Origin of the sequence: Shinella sedimenti (genome assembly GCF_022601905.1) — a bacterium.
GTDB lineage: Bacteria > Pseudomonadota > Alphaproteobacteria > Rhizobiales > Rhizobiaceae > Shinella > Shinella sedimenti.
The window spans coordinates 34,982-54,036 of sequence record NZ_JAKVIN010000001.1; the positions used below are offsets into that span (position 1 = coordinate 34,982).

The 19,055-nt window shown below is 63.2% G+C and carries 18 protein-coding genes; 14 read left to right on the plus strand and 4 right to left on the minus strand.

Annotated features, from left to right (window positions below; all coding sequences use genetic code 11):
• Nucleotides 1-4: 4 nt before the first annotated feature.
• The gene (locus MKI86_RS23770) at nucleotides 5-133 is read right to left on the minus strand and encodes a hypothetical protein (RefSeq protein WP_256464532.1); all 129 of its coding nucleotides are present in this window, start codon (nucleotides 131-133) and stop codon (nucleotides 5-7) included.
• Between MKI86_RS23770 and dusB the strand changes: the two genes are divergently transcribed.
• The 9 genes from dusB (at nucleotide 110) to hflX (ending at nucleotide 11,614) form a co-directional block, all read left to right on the plus strand.
• Nucleotides 110-1,135: a tRNA dihydrouridine synthase DusB gene (gene dusB, locus MKI86_RS00175; protein WP_241595577.1), complete on the plus strand. Its 1,026-nt coding sequence runs from the start codon at nucleotides 110-112 to the stop codon at nucleotides 1,133-1,135. The genes MKI86_RS23770 and dusB overlap by 24 nt on opposite strands.
• On the plus strand, nucleotides 1,132-2,271 hold the full coding sequence (locus MKI86_RS00180) for a two-component system sensor histidine kinase NtrB (RefSeq protein ID WP_241595580.1): 1,140 nt from the start codon (nucleotides 1,132-1,134) through the stop codon (nucleotides 2,269-2,271). Before dusB ends, MKI86_RS00180 begins: the two co-directional genes overlap by 4 nt.
• On the plus strand, nucleotides 2,271-3,725 hold the full coding sequence (ntrC, locus tag MKI86_RS00185) for a nitrogen regulation protein NR(I) (protein WP_134652136.1): 1,455 nt from the start codon (nucleotides 2,271-2,273) through the stop codon (nucleotides 3,723-3,725). Before MKI86_RS00180 ends, ntrC begins: the two co-directional genes overlap by 1 nt.
• Nucleotides 3,726-3,925: 200 nt before the next feature.
• Nucleotides 3,926-6,199 (plus strand): sensor histidine kinase NtrY-like, encoded by a 2,274-nt coding sequence (locus MKI86_RS00190; RefSeq protein WP_241595583.1) that lies wholly within the window; start codon nucleotides 3,926-3,928, stop codon nucleotides 6,197-6,199.
• A complete protein-coding gene (gene ntrX / locus MKI86_RS00195) occupies nucleotides 6,189-7,553 on the plus strand; it encodes a nitrogen assimilation response regulator NtrX (protein WP_134652132.1) in 1,365 nt (454 codons plus the stop codon). Before MKI86_RS00190 ends, ntrX begins: the two co-directional genes overlap by 11 nt.
• Before the next feature lie 29 nt (nucleotides 7,554-7,582).
• The gene (gene trkA, locus MKI86_RS00200; protein ID WP_241595586.1) at nucleotides 7,583-8,959 is read left to right on the plus strand and encodes a Trk system potassium transporter TrkA; all 1,377 of its coding nucleotides are present in this window, start codon (nucleotides 7,583-7,585) and stop codon (nucleotides 8,957-8,959) included.
• A 52-nt stretch (nucleotides 8,960-9,011) separates the two neighbouring features.
• Nucleotides 9,012-9,875 (plus strand): D-amino-acid transaminase, encoded by an 864-nt coding sequence (locus MKI86_RS00205; protein ID WP_241595589.1) that lies wholly within the window; start codon nucleotides 9,012-9,014, stop codon nucleotides 9,873-9,875.
• Nucleotides 9,876-9,974: 99 nt separating this feature from the next.
• Nucleotides 9,975-10,217, plus strand: coding sequence for an RNA chaperone Hfq (hfq, locus tag MKI86_RS00210; protein ID WP_134652126.1), 243 nt, complete (start codon nucleotides 9,975-9,977; stop codon nucleotides 10,215-10,217).
• A gap of 77 nt (nucleotides 10,218-10,294) precedes the next feature.
• Nucleotides 10,295-11,614 carry a GTPase HflX gene (gene hflX, locus MKI86_RS00215; RefSeq protein WP_241595592.1) on the plus strand — a complete coding sequence of 440 codons (1,320 nt, stop codon included), beginning with the start codon at nucleotides 10,295-10,297 and terminating at the stop codon, nucleotides 11,612-11,614.
• Nucleotides 11,615-11,640: 26 nt separating this feature from the next.
• Here the strand turns inward: hflX and mazG are convergent, their stop codons facing one another.
• A complete protein-coding gene (mazG, locus tag MKI86_RS00220) occupies nucleotides 11,641-12,474 on the minus strand; it encodes a nucleoside triphosphate pyrophosphohydrolase (RefSeq protein ID WP_241595594.1) in 834 nt (277 codons plus the stop codon).
• 8 nt (nucleotides 12,475-12,482) lie between these two features.
• The gene (locus MKI86_RS00225) at nucleotides 12,483-13,070 is read right to left on the minus strand and encodes a nucleoside deaminase (RefSeq protein ID WP_241595597.1); all 588 of its coding nucleotides are present in this window, start codon (nucleotides 13,068-13,070) and stop codon (nucleotides 12,483-12,485) included.
• A 195-nt stretch (nucleotides 13,071-13,265) separates the two neighbouring features.
• On the opposite strand from MKI86_RS00225, the gene cysG reads away from it, so the two are divergent.
• The 5 genes from cysG (at nucleotide 13,266) to MKI86_RS00250 (ending at nucleotide 18,250) form a co-directional block, all read left to right on the plus strand.
• Nucleotides 13,266-14,702: a siroheme synthase CysG gene (gene cysG / locus MKI86_RS00230; RefSeq protein WP_241595600.1), complete on the plus strand. Its 1,437-nt coding sequence runs from the start codon at nucleotides 13,266-13,268 to the stop codon at nucleotides 14,700-14,702.
• 1 nt (nucleotide 14,703) lies between these two features.
• The gene (locus tag MKI86_RS00235; RefSeq protein WP_241595603.1) at nucleotides 14,704-15,021 is read left to right on the plus strand and encodes a DUF2849 domain-containing protein; all 318 of its coding nucleotides are present in this window, start codon (nucleotides 14,704-14,706) and stop codon (nucleotides 15,019-15,021) included.
• A gap of 10 nt (nucleotides 15,022-15,031) precedes the next feature.
• Nucleotides 15,032-16,705 carry a nitrite/sulfite reductase gene (locus MKI86_RS00240; RefSeq protein ID WP_241595606.1) on the plus strand — a complete coding sequence of 558 codons (1,674 nt, stop codon included), beginning with the start codon at nucleotides 15,032-15,034 and terminating at the stop codon, nucleotides 16,703-16,705.
• Between the two features lie 11 nt (nucleotides 16,706-16,716).
• Nucleotides 16,717-17,217 carry a DUF934 domain-containing protein gene (locus MKI86_RS00245; protein ID WP_241595610.1) on the plus strand — a complete coding sequence of 167 codons (501 nt, stop codon included), beginning with the start codon at nucleotides 16,717-16,719 and terminating at the stop codon, nucleotides 17,215-17,217.
• 220 nt (nucleotides 17,218-17,437) lie between these two features.
• The gene (locus MKI86_RS00250; RefSeq protein ID WP_241595613.1) at nucleotides 17,438-18,250 is read left to right on the plus strand and encodes a ferredoxin--NADP reductase; all 813 of its coding nucleotides are present in this window, start codon (nucleotides 17,438-17,440) and stop codon (nucleotides 18,248-18,250) included.
• Between the two features lie 52 nt (nucleotides 18,251-18,302).
• Here MKI86_RS00250 and MKI86_RS00255 read toward each other — a convergent pair whose 3' ends face one another.
• Entirely contained in the window at nucleotides 18,303-18,923 is a 621-nt protein-coding gene (locus MKI86_RS00255) for a GntR family transcriptional regulator (protein WP_241595615.1), read from the minus strand.
• Between the last annotated feature and the right edge of the window lie 132 nt (nucleotides 18,924-19,055).

Consider the following 19,055-nt stretch of genomic DNA (forward strand, 5'->3'; position numbering starts at 1 on the left):
TGGTTTAGCCGGAAGGATGCCGCAATTCCAGCGCTGACAGGAAAAATGCCGCCGACCGTGATTGCGGCTTGGCAAGAACGACAATAATGGCTAAAAATGATGCAGAGATATGACCTGCTTGAAAGATGAGCATTTGGTACTTCCAGCCCTGTCAGCGCCGCTTGCGGTCGGTGGCCAGACCCTGAGGAACCGGGTTGTCCTTGCGCCGATGTCCGGCGTGACGGATTTACCGTTCCGCGATCTTGCCTGGCGTTTCGGGGCCGGGCTGGTCGTGACGGAGATGGTGGCAAGCCGCGAACTGGCGCTGAACGCGCGCGAAAGCTGGTCGCGTATCCGCAATTGCGGCATCCGCCCCCATATGGTGCAGCTTGCCGGGCGCGAGGCGCACTGGATGGCGGAAGCGGCGAAGATCGCAGAAGGCGAGGGCGCCGACATCATCGACATCAATATGGGCTGCCCAGCCAAGAAGGTGATCGGCGGCTATTCCGGTTCGGCGCTGATGCGCGATCCCGATCATGCGCTGGCCCTCATCGAGGCGACAGTCAACGCCGTGAAGGTGCCGGTGACGGTGAAGATGCGGCTCGGCTGGGACCACGATTCGCTGAATGCACCGCATATCGCCTCGCGCGCCGAGACCGCCGGTGTCGCGATGATCACCGTGCATGGCCGCACGCGCATGCAGTTCTACGAAGGACGGGCCGACTGGGACGCGATCCGCGCCGTGCGTGACGTGCTTTCCATCCCGCTTGTTGCCAATGGCGATGTCGATACGGCTGAAGATGCGCAGGAAATCCTGCGGCGCTCCGGCGCGGACGCCGTCATGGTCGGCCGTTCCGCACAGGGTCGCCCGTGGCATCCTGCGGTGCTGGCGGGGGCGTGCCCGCATCCTGACACGGAAGAATGCGCGTCGGTTGCCGTCCAGCATTATCGCATGATGCTGGATTTCTATGGTGTGGAGGCGGGGTTGCGCCATGCGCGCAAACATGTCGGCTGGTATCTGGATCGCTTTGCGGCGGGCCTTGGCGGCGCGGACAAGGCGGCGATCATGACCGCGCGTGATAGCGCTTTCGTTGCCGACAGGCTGGCGGCGGCTATCCTGAACGGTCCCGTGGTCAAACTCGGAGAGGCCGCATGACGGAGAAGGCCGCAAACCCGAATGCGCCGGACCTGGCACTTGCCGTGCTGAACGCCATCCAGAACCCGGTGATAATGGTCGATGGCGCGGGGCTGATCGCCTTCGCCAACTGGGAGGCGGAATCCTTTTTTGGGGCAAGTGCAGGTTATCTCGCCCGTCACAATGTGGCGAGCGTCATTCCCTTCGGCAGCCCCCTGCTGACGCTGATCGACCAAGTGCGCGAACGCCGGGCGCCAGTCAGTGAATACCGTGTGGACCTCAGTTCACCACGGCTGGGCGCCGACAAGCTCGTCGACCTCTATGTTGCGCCCGTCACGACCGATCCGGGCTCCGTGGTCGTGGTGATCCAGGAGCGCTCGATGGCGGACAAGATCGACCGCCAGCTGACGCACCGCGCTGCCGCGCGCTCCGTGACTGGCCTTGCCTCGATGCTGGCGCATGAAATCAAGAACCCGCTGTCGGGCATCCGCGGCGCCGCACAGCTGCTGGAAACCTCCGTCATCGATGAGGATCGCGCTCTGACACGGCTGATCTGTGACGAGACGGACCGCATCGTCTCGCTGGTCGACCGCATGGAGGTGTTTTCGGATGAGCGGCCGGTCGATCGCTTGCCGATCAACATCCATTCCGTGCTCGACCATGTGAAGGCTGTCGCCAAGGCTGGCTTTGCGCGCAACATCAAGATCACGGAACTCTACGACCCGTCGCTGCCGCCGGTCTTTGCCAATCGCGACCAGCTGGTGCAGGTTTTCCTCAATCTCATCAAGAACGCGTCCGAGGCCGTAGGCGACCGGGGCGACGGCGAAATCCAGCTGACGACCGCCTACCGGCCGGGCATACGGCTCTCGGTTGCCGGAACGCGCGAAAAGATCTCGCTACCGCTGGAATTCTGCGTGCACGACAACGGGCCGGGCGTGCCGGCGGACCTGCTGCCGCACCTGTTCGATCCCTTCATCACCACCAAGACCAATGGATCGGGCCTGGGCCTTGCGCTGGTCGCCAAGATCATCGGGGGGCATGGCGGCATCGTGGAATGCGACAGCCAGGCCAACCGCACTACCTTTCGCGTGCTGATGCCCGCCTCGCGCGGCGTCAGCGAAGACGACGACTTTTCCAAGACCAAAGGACATGATTGATGACAGGCGCCACAGTCCTCGTTGCCGATGACGATGCCGCAATCCGCACCGTGCTCAACCAGGCGCTGAGCCGCGCCGGCTACGACGTGCGCATCACCTCCAATGCGGCAACGCTGTGGCGCTGGGTCGCCGCCGGCGAGGGCGACATCGTCGTGACCGATGTCGTGATGCCGGACGAGAACGCCTTCGACCTCCTGCCGCGCATCAAGAAGGCAAGGCCCGATCTTCCGGTGCTCGTGATGAGCGCGCAGAACACGTTCATGACGGCCATCAAGGCCTCGGAGAAGGGCGCTTACGACTATCTGCCGAAGCCCTTCGATCTGACCGAGCTCATCGCCATCATCGGCCGGGCGCTGGCCGAGCCGAAGCGCAAGCCTGCGCGGCTCGACGACGATACGCAGGACGGCATGCCGCTTGTGGGCCGTTCGGCGGCGATGCAGGAAATCTATCGCGTACTTGCGCGCCTGATGCAGACGGACCTGACGCTGATGATCACCGGCGAATCGGGCACCGGCAAGGAACTGGTCGCCCGCGCGCTGCATGACTACGGCAAACGCCGCAACGGCCCCTTCGTCGCCATCAACATGGCGGCGATCCCGCGTGACCTTATCGAATCCGAACTCTTCGGCCACGAAAAGGGTGCCTTTACTGGCGCTCAGAACCGCTCGACCGGCCGCTTCGAGCAGGCTGAGGGCGGCACGCTGTTCCTCGACGAAATCGGCGACATGCCGATGGATGCGCAGACGCGCCTCCTGCGCGTGCTCCAGCAGGGCGAATATACCACCGTCGGCGGCCGCACGCCGATCCGCACCGATGTGCGCATCGTTGCGGCGACCAACAAGGATCTGAAACAGTCCATCAACCAGGGCCTGTTCCGCGAGGACCTCTATTATCGTCTCAACGTCGTGCCGTTGCGCCTGCCGCCGCTGCGCGACCGGGCGGAGGACATTCCCGACCTCGTGCGCCATTTCGTGCAGCAGGCCGAGAAGGAAGGTCTCGACGCCAAGCGCTTCGACCAGGAAGCGCTGGAGCTGATGAAGGCGCATCCCTGGCCCGGCAACGTGCGCGAGCTTGAAAATGTCGTGCGCCGGCTGACCGCGCTCTACCCGCAGGACGTGATCACCCGTGAGATCATCGAGACGGAGCTCAGGGCCGATATCCCCGACAGCCCCATGGAAAAGGCGGTTGTGCGCTCCGGCCCGCTGTCGATTTCGCAGGCCGTCGAGGAGAACATGCGGCAGTATTTCGCGAGTTTCGGGGACGGCCTGCCGCCATCGGGCCTTTACGACCGCGTGCTGGCCGAGGTGGAGTATCCGCTGATTCTCGCCGCGCTGACCGCGACCCGTGGCAACCAGATCAAGGCCGCCGACCTTCTCGGCCTCAATCGCAATACCTTGCGTAAGAAAATCCGCGAACTCGGTGTTTCCGTCTACAGAAGCTCCCGTTCGGCTTGACTTGTCTGACGAAGGCGTTGCATTTTGGCCACAATCTGTTGCTTGAGGGTAACAGAGGGAGGCGGTCGAACAGGTTCGCGCGCCCGACCGTCATGACACGGGCACGGGCAGGCGCCTGACATGCGGTCGGTACATCCCGGAAAACACGAGATAAAGCCTTCGCGCCGAACAGGCGCGTGGCCGGGGAAGCGATGCGGCAGATGACGGAAGACGTTGACGTGCTTTCGCAGGGCGAGACCGGAACGGTCATCGCGGATCGCCGGGCTTCGTTCGCGCTGCCGGGGCTTCTGCTTGCAGGTGGCGCACTCGTTGCCGCCACGATCTCGCTCTTCATTCTGCTCGGCCTGACGCCGATCCGGCCGGAACCAAACGTCGTCATCGCCTCGGCGGCGATCAATGCCATCTTCATCGTCGGCCTTATGTTCCTGATCGGCCGGGAAATTGCCCGCCTGCTGCGTGCACGCCGGCGTGGCCGCGCGGCGGCGCGGCTGCATGTGCGCATCGTCGCGCTGTTCTCCATCGTGGCGATCACGCCGGCTGTGCTGGTCGCGATCTTCGCCTCGATCACGCTGGATGTCGGCCTCGACCGCTGGTTCTCCATCCGCACGCAGTCGATCGTCAGTTCCTCGCTCAATGTGGCGCAGGCCTATATGCTGGAAAATGCCAGCTACCTGCAGGGCCAGACGGTCTCGATGGCGAACGACCTCGACCGCAATCGCCAGCTCTACAGCCTCGACCGCTCCGGCTTCATCGAACTGATGACGCGACAGGCACGGGGGCGCGGCATGCTGGGCGCCTTTCTGCTCAGGGCCGATGGCTCCCCGATCCTGCAGGCCAATATCCAGGTGGAGGGCGAGCTTCCGCCGGTTCCCTCAGATGCGCTGCGCGCGTCTGCCGCCGGCCAGCCGACGCTGATCCCGCCGGGCATGACCAATCTGGTCGGCGCGATCATCAAGCTGGAAAACATCTCGGATGCGTTTCTCTATACGATCCGCACCGTCGACCCCGAGGTGATGCGCTCCATGCGGCTGATGGAGGAGAACACCGCGGAATACCGGGCACTGGAATCCGGCCGCACACCGCTTCAGGTCGCCTTCGGGCTGCTCTATCTCGGCTTCGCGCTGATCGTGCTGCTCGCCGCGATCTGGACCGCCATCGCGATTGCCGACCGTATCGTTCGGCCCATCCGCCAGCTTATCGGCGCGGCCGACAGCGTTGCCTCGGGCAATCTCGACGTGTCCGTCCCGGTCCGCACGGCCGATGGCGACGTCGGTAATCTTTCGCGCACCTTCAACAAGATGATTTCTGAAATCCGCATCCAGCAGGAACAGATCCTCGATGCGAAGGACGAGGTCGACGATCGCCGCCGTTTCATCGAGGCCGTGCTGTCGGGCGTGACGGCGGCCGTCATCGGCGTCGAGGGCGACGGGCGCGTGACCATCGTCAACACGTCGGCCGAAATCCTGCTCGGACGGGACGCGGCCGACCTCATCGGCAAGCCGCTGTCGGAGGTGGCGCCGGAAATCGCGGCGGTGCTGGCCGAGGGCGCCACGCGCTATCGCAACGACCATCGGCGGCAGATCAACATCATGCATGGCGGCAAGGAGCGGACGCTGAACGTGCAGGTGACGCGCGAGGAAACCAAGGACGCGCAGGATTCGCACGTCGTCACCATCGATGACATCACCGATCTTGTCATCGCCCAGCGCTCGACCGCCTGGGCGGATGTGGCGCGCCGCATCGCACACGAAATCAAGAACCCGTTGACGCCGATCCAGCTTTCGGCCGAGCGCATCCGTCGCCGCTACGGCAAGCAGATCGACCAGGAAGACCGGGCGGTGTTCGACCAGTGTACGGATACGATCGTGCGGCAGGTCGAGGATATCGGGCGCATGGTGGACGAATTCTCGTCCTTTGCGCGCATGCCCAAACCGACCAAGGAGCGCTCGGACCTGCGCACCATCCTCAAGGACGCCGTATTCCTGCGCGAGATGGGTAACAACCATGTCTCTTTCGAGAAGGATTTTGGCGAGGTGCCGCTCACGGGGCTCTTCGATCAGCGCATGCTCGGACAGGCCTTCGGCAACCTCATCAAGAACGCCGTCGAGGCCATCGAGGCCGTGCCGCCGGATGCCGGACGTGCGCAGCCGAAGGTGTTCGTCCGCGCGATCGCAGACGATCCGGGCCGGCGTTTCGTCGTCGATGTGATCGATAACGGCAAGGGCCTGCCGACCGAAAACCGGCATCGGATTCTCGAGCCCTATATGACGATGCGCGAGAAGGGCACGGGCCTGGGCCTCGCGATCGTGAAGAAGATCATCGAAGACCATGGGGGGCAGCTGGAATTGCACGATGCCCCCTCGGATTTCGATCAAGGCCATGGGGCGATGATCCGCGTGATCCTGCCCTACGAGGAAACGGTGGCCATCGATGCGGACAAGAATAAGAGCAAGGAAGTAAGCCATGGCGTCTGATATTCTCGTAGTGGACGATGAAGAGGACATCCGCGAAATCGTTTCCGGCATCCTTTCGGACGAGGGGCACGAGACACGCACCGCCTTCGACAGCGACAGCGCGCTTGCCGCCATCAGCGACCGCGTGCCGCGCCTCGTCTTCCTCGATATCTGGATGCAGGGCAGCAAGCTCGACGGTCTTGCGCTTCTCGACGAGATCAAGAGCCGCCACCCCGACCTGCCGGTCGTGATGATTTCCGGCCACGGCAATATCGAGACCGCCGTCTCCGCCATCAGGCGCGGCGCTTATGATTTCATCGAAAAGCCGTTCAAGGCGGACCGGCTGATCCTGATCGCGGAGCGCGCGCTCGAAAATTCCAAGCTGCGCCGCGAGGTGACGGAGCTGAAGAAGCGGTCGGGTGACCCCGTCGAGCTGATCGGCACGTCTGTCGCCGTCTCGCAGCTGCGCCAGAACATCGAGAAGGTTTCGCCGACCAACAGCCGCATCATGATCCTTGGCCCCTCCGGTTCCGGCAAGGAACTGGTGGCGCGCATGATCCACCGCAAGTCGAGCCGCGCGAACGGGCCGTTCGTCGTGTTGAATGCAGCGGCGATCACGCCAGAACGCATGGAGATCGCGCTGTTCGGGACCGAGGGAACGCCCGGCCAACCGCGACGGACCGGTGTGCTCGAAGAGGCGCATGGCGGTATCCTTTATCTCGACGAGATTGGCGAAATGCCGCGCGAGACGCAGAACAAGATCCTGCGCGTGCTTGTCGATCAGCAATTCGAGCGCGTCGGCGGCTCCAAGCGGGTCAAGGTGGATGTGCGCATCATCTCATCCACCGCTTACAATCTCGAAAGTCTGATCGCCGAAGGTGGTTTCCGCGAGGACCTCTACCACCGACTTGCCGTGGTGCCGCTGCGCGTGCCGCCGCTTGCCGAGCGGCGCGAGGACATTCCCTTCCTCGTTGACATGTTCATGCGGCAGGTCAGCGAGCAGGCCGGTATCCGCGCGCGCAAGATCGGTGACGACGCGCTGGCGGTGCTCCAGGCGCATGACTGGCCGGGCAACATCCGCCAGCTGCGTAACAATATCGAGCGTCTGATGATTCTCGCCCGCAGCGACGGCCCGGATACCCCGATTTCGGCCGACATGCTGCCGACGGAAGTGGGCGACATGCTGCCGAAGATTTCCACGCAGGGCGACCAGCACATCATGACGCTTCCGCTACGCGAGGCCCGCGAAATGTTCGAGCGCGATTACCTCATCGCCCAGATCAACCGCTTCGGCGGCAACATCTCCCGCACGGCCGAATTCGTCGGCATGGAGCGCTCGGCGCTCCATCGCAAACTGAAATCGCTTGGCGTATAAGGCCTTAAGGCGATTCTGGGGTTCAGGGCATGAAGGTCATCATCTGCGGCGCCGGACGCGTCGGCTACGGTATCGCGGAACGCCTCTCGCAGGAGGGCAACGATGTCTCGGTCATCGACAACAAGGCTTCGCTGATCTCCGCCATCACCGAGACGCTCGATGTCAGCGGTGTCGTGGGACACGGCGCGCATCCGGAGGTGCTGGCCAAGGCCGGCGCCGACCAGGCCGACATGATCATCGCCGTCACGCTGTACGACGAAATCAACATGGTCGCCTGCCAGGTGGCGCATTCGCTGTTCAACGTGCCGACCAAGATCGCCCGCATCCGCTCTCAGAGCTATCTTGCGCCGGAGTATTCCGACCTCTTCTCACGCGAGAACATGCCCATCGACGTGACCATCTCGCCGGAGGTGGAGGTGGGCAAGATGGTGCTGCGGCGCATCTCGTTTCCCGGTGCGACCGATGTCGTGCGCTTCGCCGACGACCGAATCGTCATGGTCGCCATCGAGTGCATGGAGGACTGCCCCGTCGTCGAGACGCCGCTGAAGCAGCTGAGCGAGCTGTTTCCCGACCTGAGCGCCACGGTGACGGGCATTGTCTCCAATGGAAAGCTGGTCGTGCCGAACTCGTCCGATCAGCTGCATTCGGGCGATCTTGCCTATGTCGTGTGCGACAAGGGGCATGTGCGGCGCACGCTTGCCCTGTTCGGCCATGAGGAGCAGGAGGCGGCACGCATCGTCATCGCCGGCGGGGGCAATATCGGCTATTTCGTCGCCCGCGCCATCGAGGATTATCAGCCTAAGACCCGGCTGAAGATCATCGAAAGCGACCGCGAGCGGGCCGTGGCCGTGGCCGACAAGCTGCGCAGCGCGGTCGTCCTGCATGGCTCGGCGCTTGACCAGAAGATGCTGCTCCAGGCCGATATTCAGGACGCAGACCTTATTGTGGCGCTCACCAACAACGACCAGATCAACATTCTCGGCAGTGTGATGGCCAAGCGCCTCGGCTGCAAGCAGAACCTCGTGCTGATCAACGATCCAAGCTACGAGGACTTTACCAAGACGCTCGGCATCGACTCGCATATCAATCCGCGCGCGGTCACGATCTCCGGTATTCTCCAGCATGTCCGCAAGGGGCGCATCCGCTCGGTCTATGCCGTGCAGAAGGGCGCAGCCGAGGTCATCGAGGCGGAGGCGCTGGAGACCTCAATGCTCGTCGGGAAGCCGCTGCGCGAAATCGAGCTGCCGGCGGGCATTCGCATCGGCGCCATCTACCGCGAAGGCACGGTCATCCGGCCGGACGGCAACACCAAGATCAAGGCCAAGGACCGGGTCGTTCTGTTTGCGGCGGCCGCGTCGGTGCGCCACGTCGAACAGCTCTTCCGCGTCAGTATCCAGTATTTCTAGACAGCCGCAGGCGCACGGAACGTTTCCCGCTCGCGCCGGAACAGGAACGCCCATGCTTCGCTTTGCCTATGTGAACGGTCGCTACGTGCGGCACGCCGATGCGACGGTGCATATCGAGGATCGCGGCCTGATGTTCGGCGATGCGGTCTACGAGGTCTGCCAGGTCACAAAGGGCTTTCTGGTGGACATGACCCGGCACCTGGACCGGCTCGACCGCTCGCTCTCCGAGATCCGCATCCATCCGCCGATGCCGCGCGCGGCCCTCGTTGGCATCATGCGCGAAGTGCTCAGGCGCAACCGCGTGGTGAACGGCTTGGTCTATGTGCAGGTTTCGCGCGGAGTGGCACGCCGCGACCATGTCTTTCCGTCGCCCGACGTGCGTGCTTCGCTCATCGTGACGGCCAAGTCGCTCAACCCGGCGACGATTGCAGCAAAACATGCGGCGGGCGTCAGTGCCTTCACAGTGCCGGACAATCGCTGGGGCAGGGTCGACATCAAGACCGTCGGCCTGCTGCCGAACGTGCTGGCGCGCCAGCAGGCGAAAGAGGCGGGCGGGTATGAGGCGATCTTCGTCGATGCCGAGGGCAATGTGACGGAGGGGGCCGCCACGAATCTCTGGATCGTCGACAAGGCGGGCACGCTCGTCACGCGGCCGGCCGATCGCGGCATTTTGCGCGGCATTACCCGCACCACGCTGATCGATGTGGCGGGCACGCTCGGGCTGCCGGTCGAGGAACGCCGCTTCTCCGTCGCCGAGATGCTGGAGGCGCGTGAGGTTTTCATTACCGGCGCCACGACGATCTGCCTTCCGATCGTTTCCATCGACGGCCGGACGATCGCCAACGGCCATCCCGGGATCGTCGCGCAGAAAATTCGCGACGCCTTTTTCGACGTTGCGGAGAAGACCGCGATTTGATACCAAACTCGGCGGTCCGGAAATTCATTCCCGGCCACGGGGACATTTTATTATCAGTCAACCGGTCTCAAGGGCCGGCAATCAGAAAGAAGCGGCGCGATGGCGGAACGTTCTCAGAACCTGCAGGATCTTTTTCTCAATACCGTTCGCAAGCAAAAGATTTCTTTGACGATCTTTCTCATTAACGGGGTCAAGCTGACCGGAGTTGTCACCTCCTTCGACAATTTCTGCGTCCTGCTCCGTCGCGACGGTCATTCGCAGCTCGTGTACAAGCACGCGATCTCGACTATCATGCCCGGCCAGCCGCTGCAGATGTTCGAGACCGAGGAAAACGGCTCCTGACAGGACCAACGAAGATTAGCAAATCCGATATTTCCAAGGATTCCCTCGTCCCGGACGTTGAAAAGCACCGGGACGACATGCGCGCCGTGGTCATCGCACCGGTCCTGAAGACGCGCGGGAAAGCCGATCCGACCGTTATCACGCGGTCCGACGAAGCGCGGCTGGAAGAGGCCGTCGGCCTTGCGCGCGCCATCGACCTGACCATCGTGCATTCGGCCCTCGTGCCGGTCGCCCAGCCGAAGCCGGGCACGCTGCTTGGCACAGGCAAGATCGAGGAGATCAAGGCGGCGCTCGACGAGCACAATGCCGGTCTTGTCATCGTCGACCATCCGCTGACACCGGTCCAGCAGCGCAATCTCGAGAAGGAATGGAACGCCAAGGTCATCGACCGCACGGGCCTGATCCTCGAAATTTTCGGCCGCCGCGCCTCCACCAAGGAAGGTACGCTGCAGGTCGAGCTGGCGCATCTCAACTACCAGCGCGGCCGTCTCGTGCGCAGCTGGACGCACCTTGAGCGCCAGCGCGGTGGCGCGGGCTTCATGGGCGGTCCCGGTGAAACACAGATCGAGGCCGACCGCCGGCTTCTTCAGGACAAGATCGTCAAGCTGGAGCGCGAACTGGAGCAGGTGCGCCGCACCCGCCAGCTGCACCGCTCGAAGCGCAAGAAGGTGCCGCATCCCATCGTTGCGCTCGTCGGCTATACCAATGCCGGCAAGTCTACGCTGTTCAACCGCATTACCGGCGCAGGCGTTCTGGCCGAGGACATGCTGTTTGCGACGCTCGACCCGACGCTGCGCCGCATGAAGCTGCCGCAGGGCCGCACCGTCATTCTTTCCGACACGGTGGGCTTCATCTCCGACCTGCCGACGCATCTCGTGGCGGCCTTCCGGGCGACGCTGGAAGAGGTGCTGGAAGCCGATCTCATTCTGCATGTGCGCGATATGTCCGATCCGGACAATGGCGCGCAATCCTCCGACGTTCTGCGTATCCTTGCCGATCTCGGCATCGATGAGAAGGACGGCGCCGAGCGCATCCTCGAGGTCTGGAGCAAGATCGACCGGCTTGAGCCCGAGGCGCGGGAAGCGTTGGTGCACAAGGCCACCACACAGCCGAACGTCATCGCCGTATCCGCCATTTCCGGCGATGGGGTGGACGCTCTGCTTGACGAGATCAACCGCCGGCTTTCCGGCGTCCTGGTCCACCGCGACGTGATCGTACCCGTGATGCAGCTGCAGCTTCTGCCGTGGATCTACGATCACTCGATCGTCGATGCGCGCGAGGACCTGGAAGACGGAAATGTGCGGCTGGAACTGCGGCTGACGGAGACCGAAGCCGCCGAACTCGACCGACGCCTCGGCATCGGCAGCAAGCCGGCGCGCGAGGACTGGGAACGATAACGCAGCGTCATTCTATTGACGTTGCGTTACTTGAGGCTTCGCTCGATCTGCTTGGCCGCCTGCCAGAGCGCTTCCATTCGCTCCAATGTCGCATCCTCCAGGTTTTCACCATTGGCAGCCAGGCTGTCCTCGATATGGGAAAAGCGGTTGCGGAACTTCGTGTTCGTGCCGCGCAGCGCCATTTCGGGATCAGCGCCGACATGGCGGCCGATATTGACCAGCGCGAAAATCAGGTCGCCGAGTTCGTCAACGACGGCTTTCTGCTCACCGGAGGCGAGGGCTGAGCGCAGTTCACCGATTTCTTCCTCGATCTTGTCGAGGATCGGGGCCGGTTCCGACCAGTCGAAGCCGACCTTGGCGGCGCGCTCCTGGAGCTTCAGCGCCTCGACGAGGGCCGGGAAGGAGCGCTGCACGGAACCGAGATGGCCGCGCAGCGGGTCGTCGGGCAATCCGCGAAGGGCGCGGCGCTCCTTGCGCTCACGCTTCTCCGCCTGCTTGATCGCATCCCATTGCAGCTTGACGGCTTCCGGGGTCTGCGCATCCGAGCGCTCGAAGACATGCGGGTGACGGCGGATCATCTTGCGGGTGACGGCCTCAACAACGTTGCCGAAATCGAAAGAGCCGCGTTCCTCGGCGATCCGCGCATGGAAGACGACCTGGAGCAGGAGGTCGCCCAGCTCGTCGCAGAGGTCGTCCATGTCGTTGCGCTCGATCGCGTCGGCGACTTCGTAGGCTTCCTCGATTGTATAGGGCTTGATGGTCTCGAAGCTCTGGACGATATCCCAGGGGCAGCCAGTTTCCGGCTGGCGCAGGGCCTGCATGATCTCGATCAGGCGGTCTATGTCGCGGCTCGGCTGCATGGCGGGTCTCAATTCAACGGGATGGCATTGCCGGCCTTGCCGGATTGATAGCTTGCGGAAAGCGCGTCATAGGCCGCGCGGATTTCGGCATCCTGTGCCTTCAGCGCCGCCTTTGCCTCGTCATCGGCGGTTGCGATGAGATCGGCGATGGCGGCCGAGCGCCAGAAGGCGTTCGTCTTCGCATAGCCGCCCGGCTCCAGCCGGAAGACTTCCTTGAGGATGCGCAGATCGTGCGGAATGGCGAAGCTGTCGCGCGAATCCTCATGGCTGAAGAAATAGTAGAAATTGTCGAAGCCCGCCCAGGTGATGGCCGACAGGCACATGGAGCAGGGCTCATGCGTCGACAGGAAAACATAGTCCCTGGTGTCGGGCTTCTCCACGCGCTCATAGAGGCGCTTCAGCGTATGCACCTCACCGTGCCACAGCGGATTTTCAGTCTCGTTGTTGGTTTCGGCAAGCACGAGCGACAGGTCGGACTTGCGCAGGATCGCCGCGCCGAAGACCTTGTTGCCGGCGGCGACGCCGGCTTTTGTCAGGGGCAGGATATCGGACTGGATGACGTCGAGAAGCCGCTTGGCAAGGGTGGCCTGGTCCATGTGGGAATTCCCTTTGACTTGATGGCCATCCTTAGCGGGCGCGGCGGCGGGCAGGCAAGGGCAGCCGGTGACTTATGCTCAAAATGCGAGGGTGCAGAGCAAAACAATACGCCCCGCCTTGGGCATTGGAATTTATGTTTCTTTTGTTCCTGGCGATTTTTGGCGATAGTGCGCACACTCCAACCGGATCGGATCATGACTGAGGCGCAGAGCAAGCTTTCGACATTTCCCGCGTTCTTCCGCGTCAGCGGCAGGACCGTCGTTGTCGTGGGTGAGGGCAACGAGGCCTTCGCCAAGGCCCGCCTGCTGTTCAATACAGATGCCCGCATCGTTGTTGTCGCCGAAGCGCCGGAAGCCGATTTTTCCCGTTTCATCGAGGAGAAGGGGCTTGTCCTGATCCGCGTACCCTTCTCCAGTGCGCTCATCGAAGGCGCAACCCTGGTTTTTGCCGCGACCGGCGACGGCGCCGCGGATCGCGCCATTTCCACCGCCGCCCGCGCGCTTCACATCCCCGTCAATGCGGTGGATCAGCCGGATTATTGCGATTTCTTCACGCCGGCGCTCGTCAATCGCGCGCCCCTGGCGGTGGCGATCGGCACCGAAGGCGCAGGCCCGGTGCTGGCGCAGATGATCCGCGCCCAGGTCGATCAGATCCTTTCGCCCTCGCTGGGGCGTCTCGCGAGCCTTGCCAGCAGCTACCGTGAGGCCGTCGATCGCATTCTGCCGCGCGGTGTGACGCGCCGCGTCTTCTGGCGGCGGTTCTTCCAGGGTGCGGTTGCCGATGCCGTCAACAACGGGGATATCGAACTGGCGCGCCGCACGGCCAACACGCTTTTGAATTCACAGGGCAGGGCAGCGGGTCATGTCTGGCTCGTCGGCGCCGGTCCGGGCGCGGAAGACCTGCTGACGCTGCGTGCGCAGCGCGTGATGATGGAAGCCGATGTCATCGTTTTCGATGCGCTGGTGCCACAGGCGATCGTCGATATGGGGCGCCGCGATGCCGAGCGTCTGTCCGTCGGTAAGCGCAAGGGCTGCCACTCCAAATCGCAGGAAGAGATCAACGATCTGCTTGTGGAACTCGGCAAGGCCGGCAAGCGTGTCGTGCGGCTGAAATCCGGCGATCCGCTTGTCTACGGCCGTGCCGGCGAAGAAATGGCAGCACTCCGGCAGGCCGGCGTGACGTATGAGATCGTGCCGGGCATCACCTCCGCCTTTGCCGCGGCGGCCGATTTCGAGCTGCCGCTGACGCTGCGTGGCGTTGCCTCCTCGCTCGTCTTCACGACGGGCCACGACCTGACGGGATCGGTTCTGCCGGATTGGGCGCGTCTGGCGATTTCGGGCGCCACCGTTGCCGTCTATATGGGCCGCACGGTCGCAGCTTCCGTTGCCGCACGGCTGATGGAGGCCGGCCTGCCCGCCGAGACCACCGTCGCCGTGGTGGAAAATGCCAGCCGGCGCAACAAGCGTCTGCTGCACGGAACGCTCAAGGATTTGCCGGGCCTGGAGCACCGTGACGAGCTTTCCGGCCCGGTCATGGTGATTATCGGCGATGCCGTTGCCGGCGCCAATTTCGAACATTCCGAGCCGCTCGTGCGCGAGCCGGTTCGCACGACAGCTGCACTGGGAGCATGACATGGCCGACAAGGTTCTGACAGCCAACCGCCTTTCCGACGGCATTTCCGTCTGGCTCGATGCCGCCGGCAACTGGAACGAACATCTCCAGGACGCCTTCGTGGCGCGCCACAAGGAGGCCATCGACGCGCTTGAAGCCACCGGCAAGCAGGCCTTCGCCGATAACAAGGTGGTTGACGTAAACGTCGTAGACGTTGAAGAAATCGACGGCGTGCTGCGGCCTTTGCGCATGCGCGAGCGCATCCGTGCCGAAGGACCATCCATTGCCTATGCCGCCGGTTATTCCGGCCTGACTGCGACGGCCGCACCGGCCGCCTGAGGACGTTTCAATGTATCGCTACGACGAGTTCGACCACGCCTTTGTTTCCGACCGTGTGGAGCAGTTCCGCGATCAGGTCGCGCGCCGCCTGTCCGGTGAACTGGCCGAGGATGCCTTCAAGCCGCTGCGCCTGATGAACGGCGTCTATCTGCAGCTGCACGCCTATATGCTGCGCGTCGCCATTCCCTATGGCACGCTGAACGGCCGCCAGATGCGCAAGCTGGCCTATGTCGCGCGCAAGTACGATCGTGGCTATGGTCATTTCACCACGCGCCAGAACATCCAGTACAACTGGCCGAAACTCTCGGAACTGCCGGATGCGCTGGCCGATCTCGCGACCGTCGAGATGCATGCGCTCCAGACGTCGGGCAACTGCATTCGCAATGTCACGGCCGACCATTTCGCAGGGGCGGCCGCCGACGAGGTCGCCGATCCCCGGCCTTACGCGGAAATCCTGCGCCAGTGGTCATCCGTACACCCGGAGTTCTCCTTCCTGCCCCGCAAGTTCAAGATTGCCGTGACGGGAGCAGAACGCGACCGCGCCGCCATCCAGGTGCACGACATCGGCCTGCACCTGAAGAAGAACGAGAAGGGTGAGGTCGGCTTTGCCGTCTATGTCGGCGGCGGGCAGGGCCGTACGCCGATGATCGCCAAGAAGATCCGCGATTTCCTGCCGGAACAGGACCTCTTGTCCTACACGACCGCGATCATGCGCGTGTACAACCTCCACGGCCGCCGCGACAACAAATACAAGGCACGCATCAAAATTCTCGTGCACGAGACCGGCGTGGAGGAGCTTTCGCGTCAGGTGGAGGCCGAGTTCGCGGATCTGCGCGACACCGAGCTGAAGCTGCCCGAGCGCGATGTTGCTGCGATTTCCGCCTATTTCGCGCCGCCGGAGCTTGGCTCCCGTGCCGAAGGCTGGGCGAACCTCGCGCAGTGGAAGAAGGCGGACCCGGAATTTGCGCGCTGGGTGCAGAACAACGTACAGCCGCACAAGCACCCCGATTACGGCATGGTGACGATCTCGCTGAAGCCGATCGGCGGCATTCCGGGTGACGCGACCGACACGCAGATGGAGGCCGTCGCCGATATCGCCGAGGAATATGCCTTCGACGAAATCCGCGTCAGCCACGAGCAGAACCTCATCCTGCCGCATGTCGCGCTGGCCGACCTGGAGCCGGTCTACCGGGGTCTGGTCGCTGCGGGTCTGGCGACGGCCAATGCCGGCCTGATCACCGACATCATCGCCTGTCCCGGGCTCGACTACTGCGCGCTGGCCAATGCGCGTTCGATCCCGGTCGCGCAGGAACTGTCGACCCGTTTCGGCTCGCCTGAGCGGCAGGCGGAAATCGGTGAGCTGAAGATCAAGATTTCCGGCTGCATCAATGCCTGCGGCCACCACCATGTCGGCCATATCGGTCTTCTGGGCGTGGAGAAGAAGGGCGAGGAACTTTACCAGATCACGCTCGGTGGATCGGGCGACGAGAACACCTCGATCGGTGAAATCATCGGGCGCGGCTTCGAGCCGGAAAAGGTGACGGATGCCGTGGAGGTGATCGTCAACACCTATCTCGGCCTGCGCCTTGACCCGTCTGAAATCTTCCTCGATGCCTACCGTCGCGTCGGACCGCAGCCCTTCAAGGATGCGCTGTACGGCGACAAGACGGCGGCGGCGGCCTGAGGAGAACGGTCATGACGAAAATCTGGAACGAAGCCGGTTTTGTGACCGATGATCCCTGGGTAATCGAAACCGAGGACGCCAAGGCGGGCTCGAACGAAAAGGCGATCCTCGGGCTCGACGACTTTCTGGCGAAGGTCGCCGAGGGCGATGAGACCGGCCTCGGCGTGCTGATCAGCCCGGCGGACGACGTCCGCAGGCTGGAGGGGCATCTGGACCGCATTGCGCTGGTGGCGGTGGCATTTCCGGCGTTCAACGACGGCCGCGCCTTCAGCCACGCCTCGCTGTTGCGCTCGCGGCTCACCTATGCCGGCGAGATCCGCGCTGTCGGCGATGTGCTGATTGACCAGATTCCGCTGATGCTGCGCTGTGGCATCGACAGCTTTGCCGTCAGCAACGAGACGGCGCTGAAGCGCCTATCCGAAAACCGTCTTCCCGGCATCGAAAACCACTACCAGCCGACTGCCCGTCCTTCCCAGGATGCTGGCTCGTATAGCTGGCGCCGCCGGGCCTGATTTCCCGGCCGGTTGATCACAGCGACCGGCCACGGCCGCAATCCTGTGGTAGACTTGAGCCAGATCAAGGACGCTTGGCAGGGCGCAGGCGATATCGAGTGGCCGGCAAACTATTGCGCGGCCATTCGGCGCATTGGAACGGAATACCTTCCTTTGCTGCTCAACATGTAATATCTGCCTATCGTCAAGATTTTCCGACGCAGACAGGACCGATCCAGACATGAACGCACCGGCCAAGACCGAAGACTTTGTGGCAACCATTCCCGCCGGCGTTTTCGCCGAGACGGTGACGAGCGTGCAGCATTATACGGATCACCTGTTCCGCTTCCGCATGACGCGCCCCGAAAGCTTCCGCTTCCGTTCGGGCGAGTTCGCCATGATCGGCCTCATGGTCGGTGACAAGCCGATCTACCGCGCCTATTCGATCGCAAGCCCGTCCTGGGACGAGGAGCTGGAATTCTTCTCGATCAAGGTGCCGGATGGGCCGCTGACCTCGCATCTCCAGCAGATCAAGCCGGGCGATACTGTACTGATGCGCAAGAAGCCGACCGGCACGCTCGTTCTCGACGCACTGACGCCCGGCAAGCGGCTTTACATGTTCTCGACCGGCACGGGCATTGCGCCTTTCGCAAGCCTCATCCGCGACCCGGAAACCTATGAGAAGTTTGACGAGGTCATCCTGACTCATACATGCCGCGAAGTGGCTGAACTGAAATACGGTTTCGATCTGGTCGAGGAAATCCGCAATCACGAATTTCTTGCCGAAGTCGTTGGCGACAAGCTGCGCCATTACGCGACCGTGACCCGTGAGGACTTTCCGTTCAAGGGCCGTATCACGGACCTCATCTCCAACGGCAAGATGTTTGCCGATCTCGGATTGCCGCGCTTCGATCCGGCCGTCGACCGCGGCATGATCTGCGGCTCTTCGGCGATGCTCAAGGAGACCAAGGCGCTGCTTGAGCAGGCCGGCCTCACGGAGGGCGCCAACAGCAAGCCCGCCGAGTTCGTCATCGAGCGCGCCTTCGTCGACTGAACGACGGCGATCCATTTCACAAAGCGGCGGCCTTCGGGCCGCCGTTTTCGTTTCAGCCGGACAGTTCTTCCAATAGGTCCGCCATTGCGGCCGATGCGGCGGCGGGATCGCCGTTGCGGATGGCGCGGATGACCTTAACATGCAGGTCGACGGAGCGATCCATGCGGCGGCTATCGGCGCGGGTGAACCACAGGCGTCGTGCATGGGTTTGCAGCGAGGCGAGGGCGGCAATAAGGAACCGGTTGGGGCAGGCCTCCTCCAGGATCTCGTCGAAGGTCTTGTCGGCGGCGAGGAAGCCTTCGATATCCGAGTTGATAGAACAGGCGGTCATGGCCTGTGCGCAGGCGACCAGCCGTTCGCGTTGCGCGTCGCTGGCATGGCGGGCGACCAGTGCGGCAGCCAGCGGCTCCAGCTGGCGGCGCGTGGTCATGACGTCGGCGTGATCATCCGGACGGATTGCCGCGATCTGCAGGCCGGCGCGCGGCCGCACCACGATAAGCCCCTGCCATTCCAGCTTCTGGATCGCCTCGCGCACCGGCGTGCGGCCGTGACCCGAAAGCTCGATCAGCTGCTTTTCGGTCACGAGCGCCCCGGGTTTCAGCTTCAGGGTGACGATCAGACCCTCGAGGGCGAGATAGGCGAGGTGGGCCTGCGAGGCCGCTGATACCGTCATGCGGATACTCCGTTGATATATCACTTGGTGGCATGTCGCAAAGCGGATAGCAAGGGCGCTGATATATCAGATGCCTGATTGCTGCATTACGAGCCGTTCACAAAGAGGCTTCGGGGCGGATTTGTCCTTTAC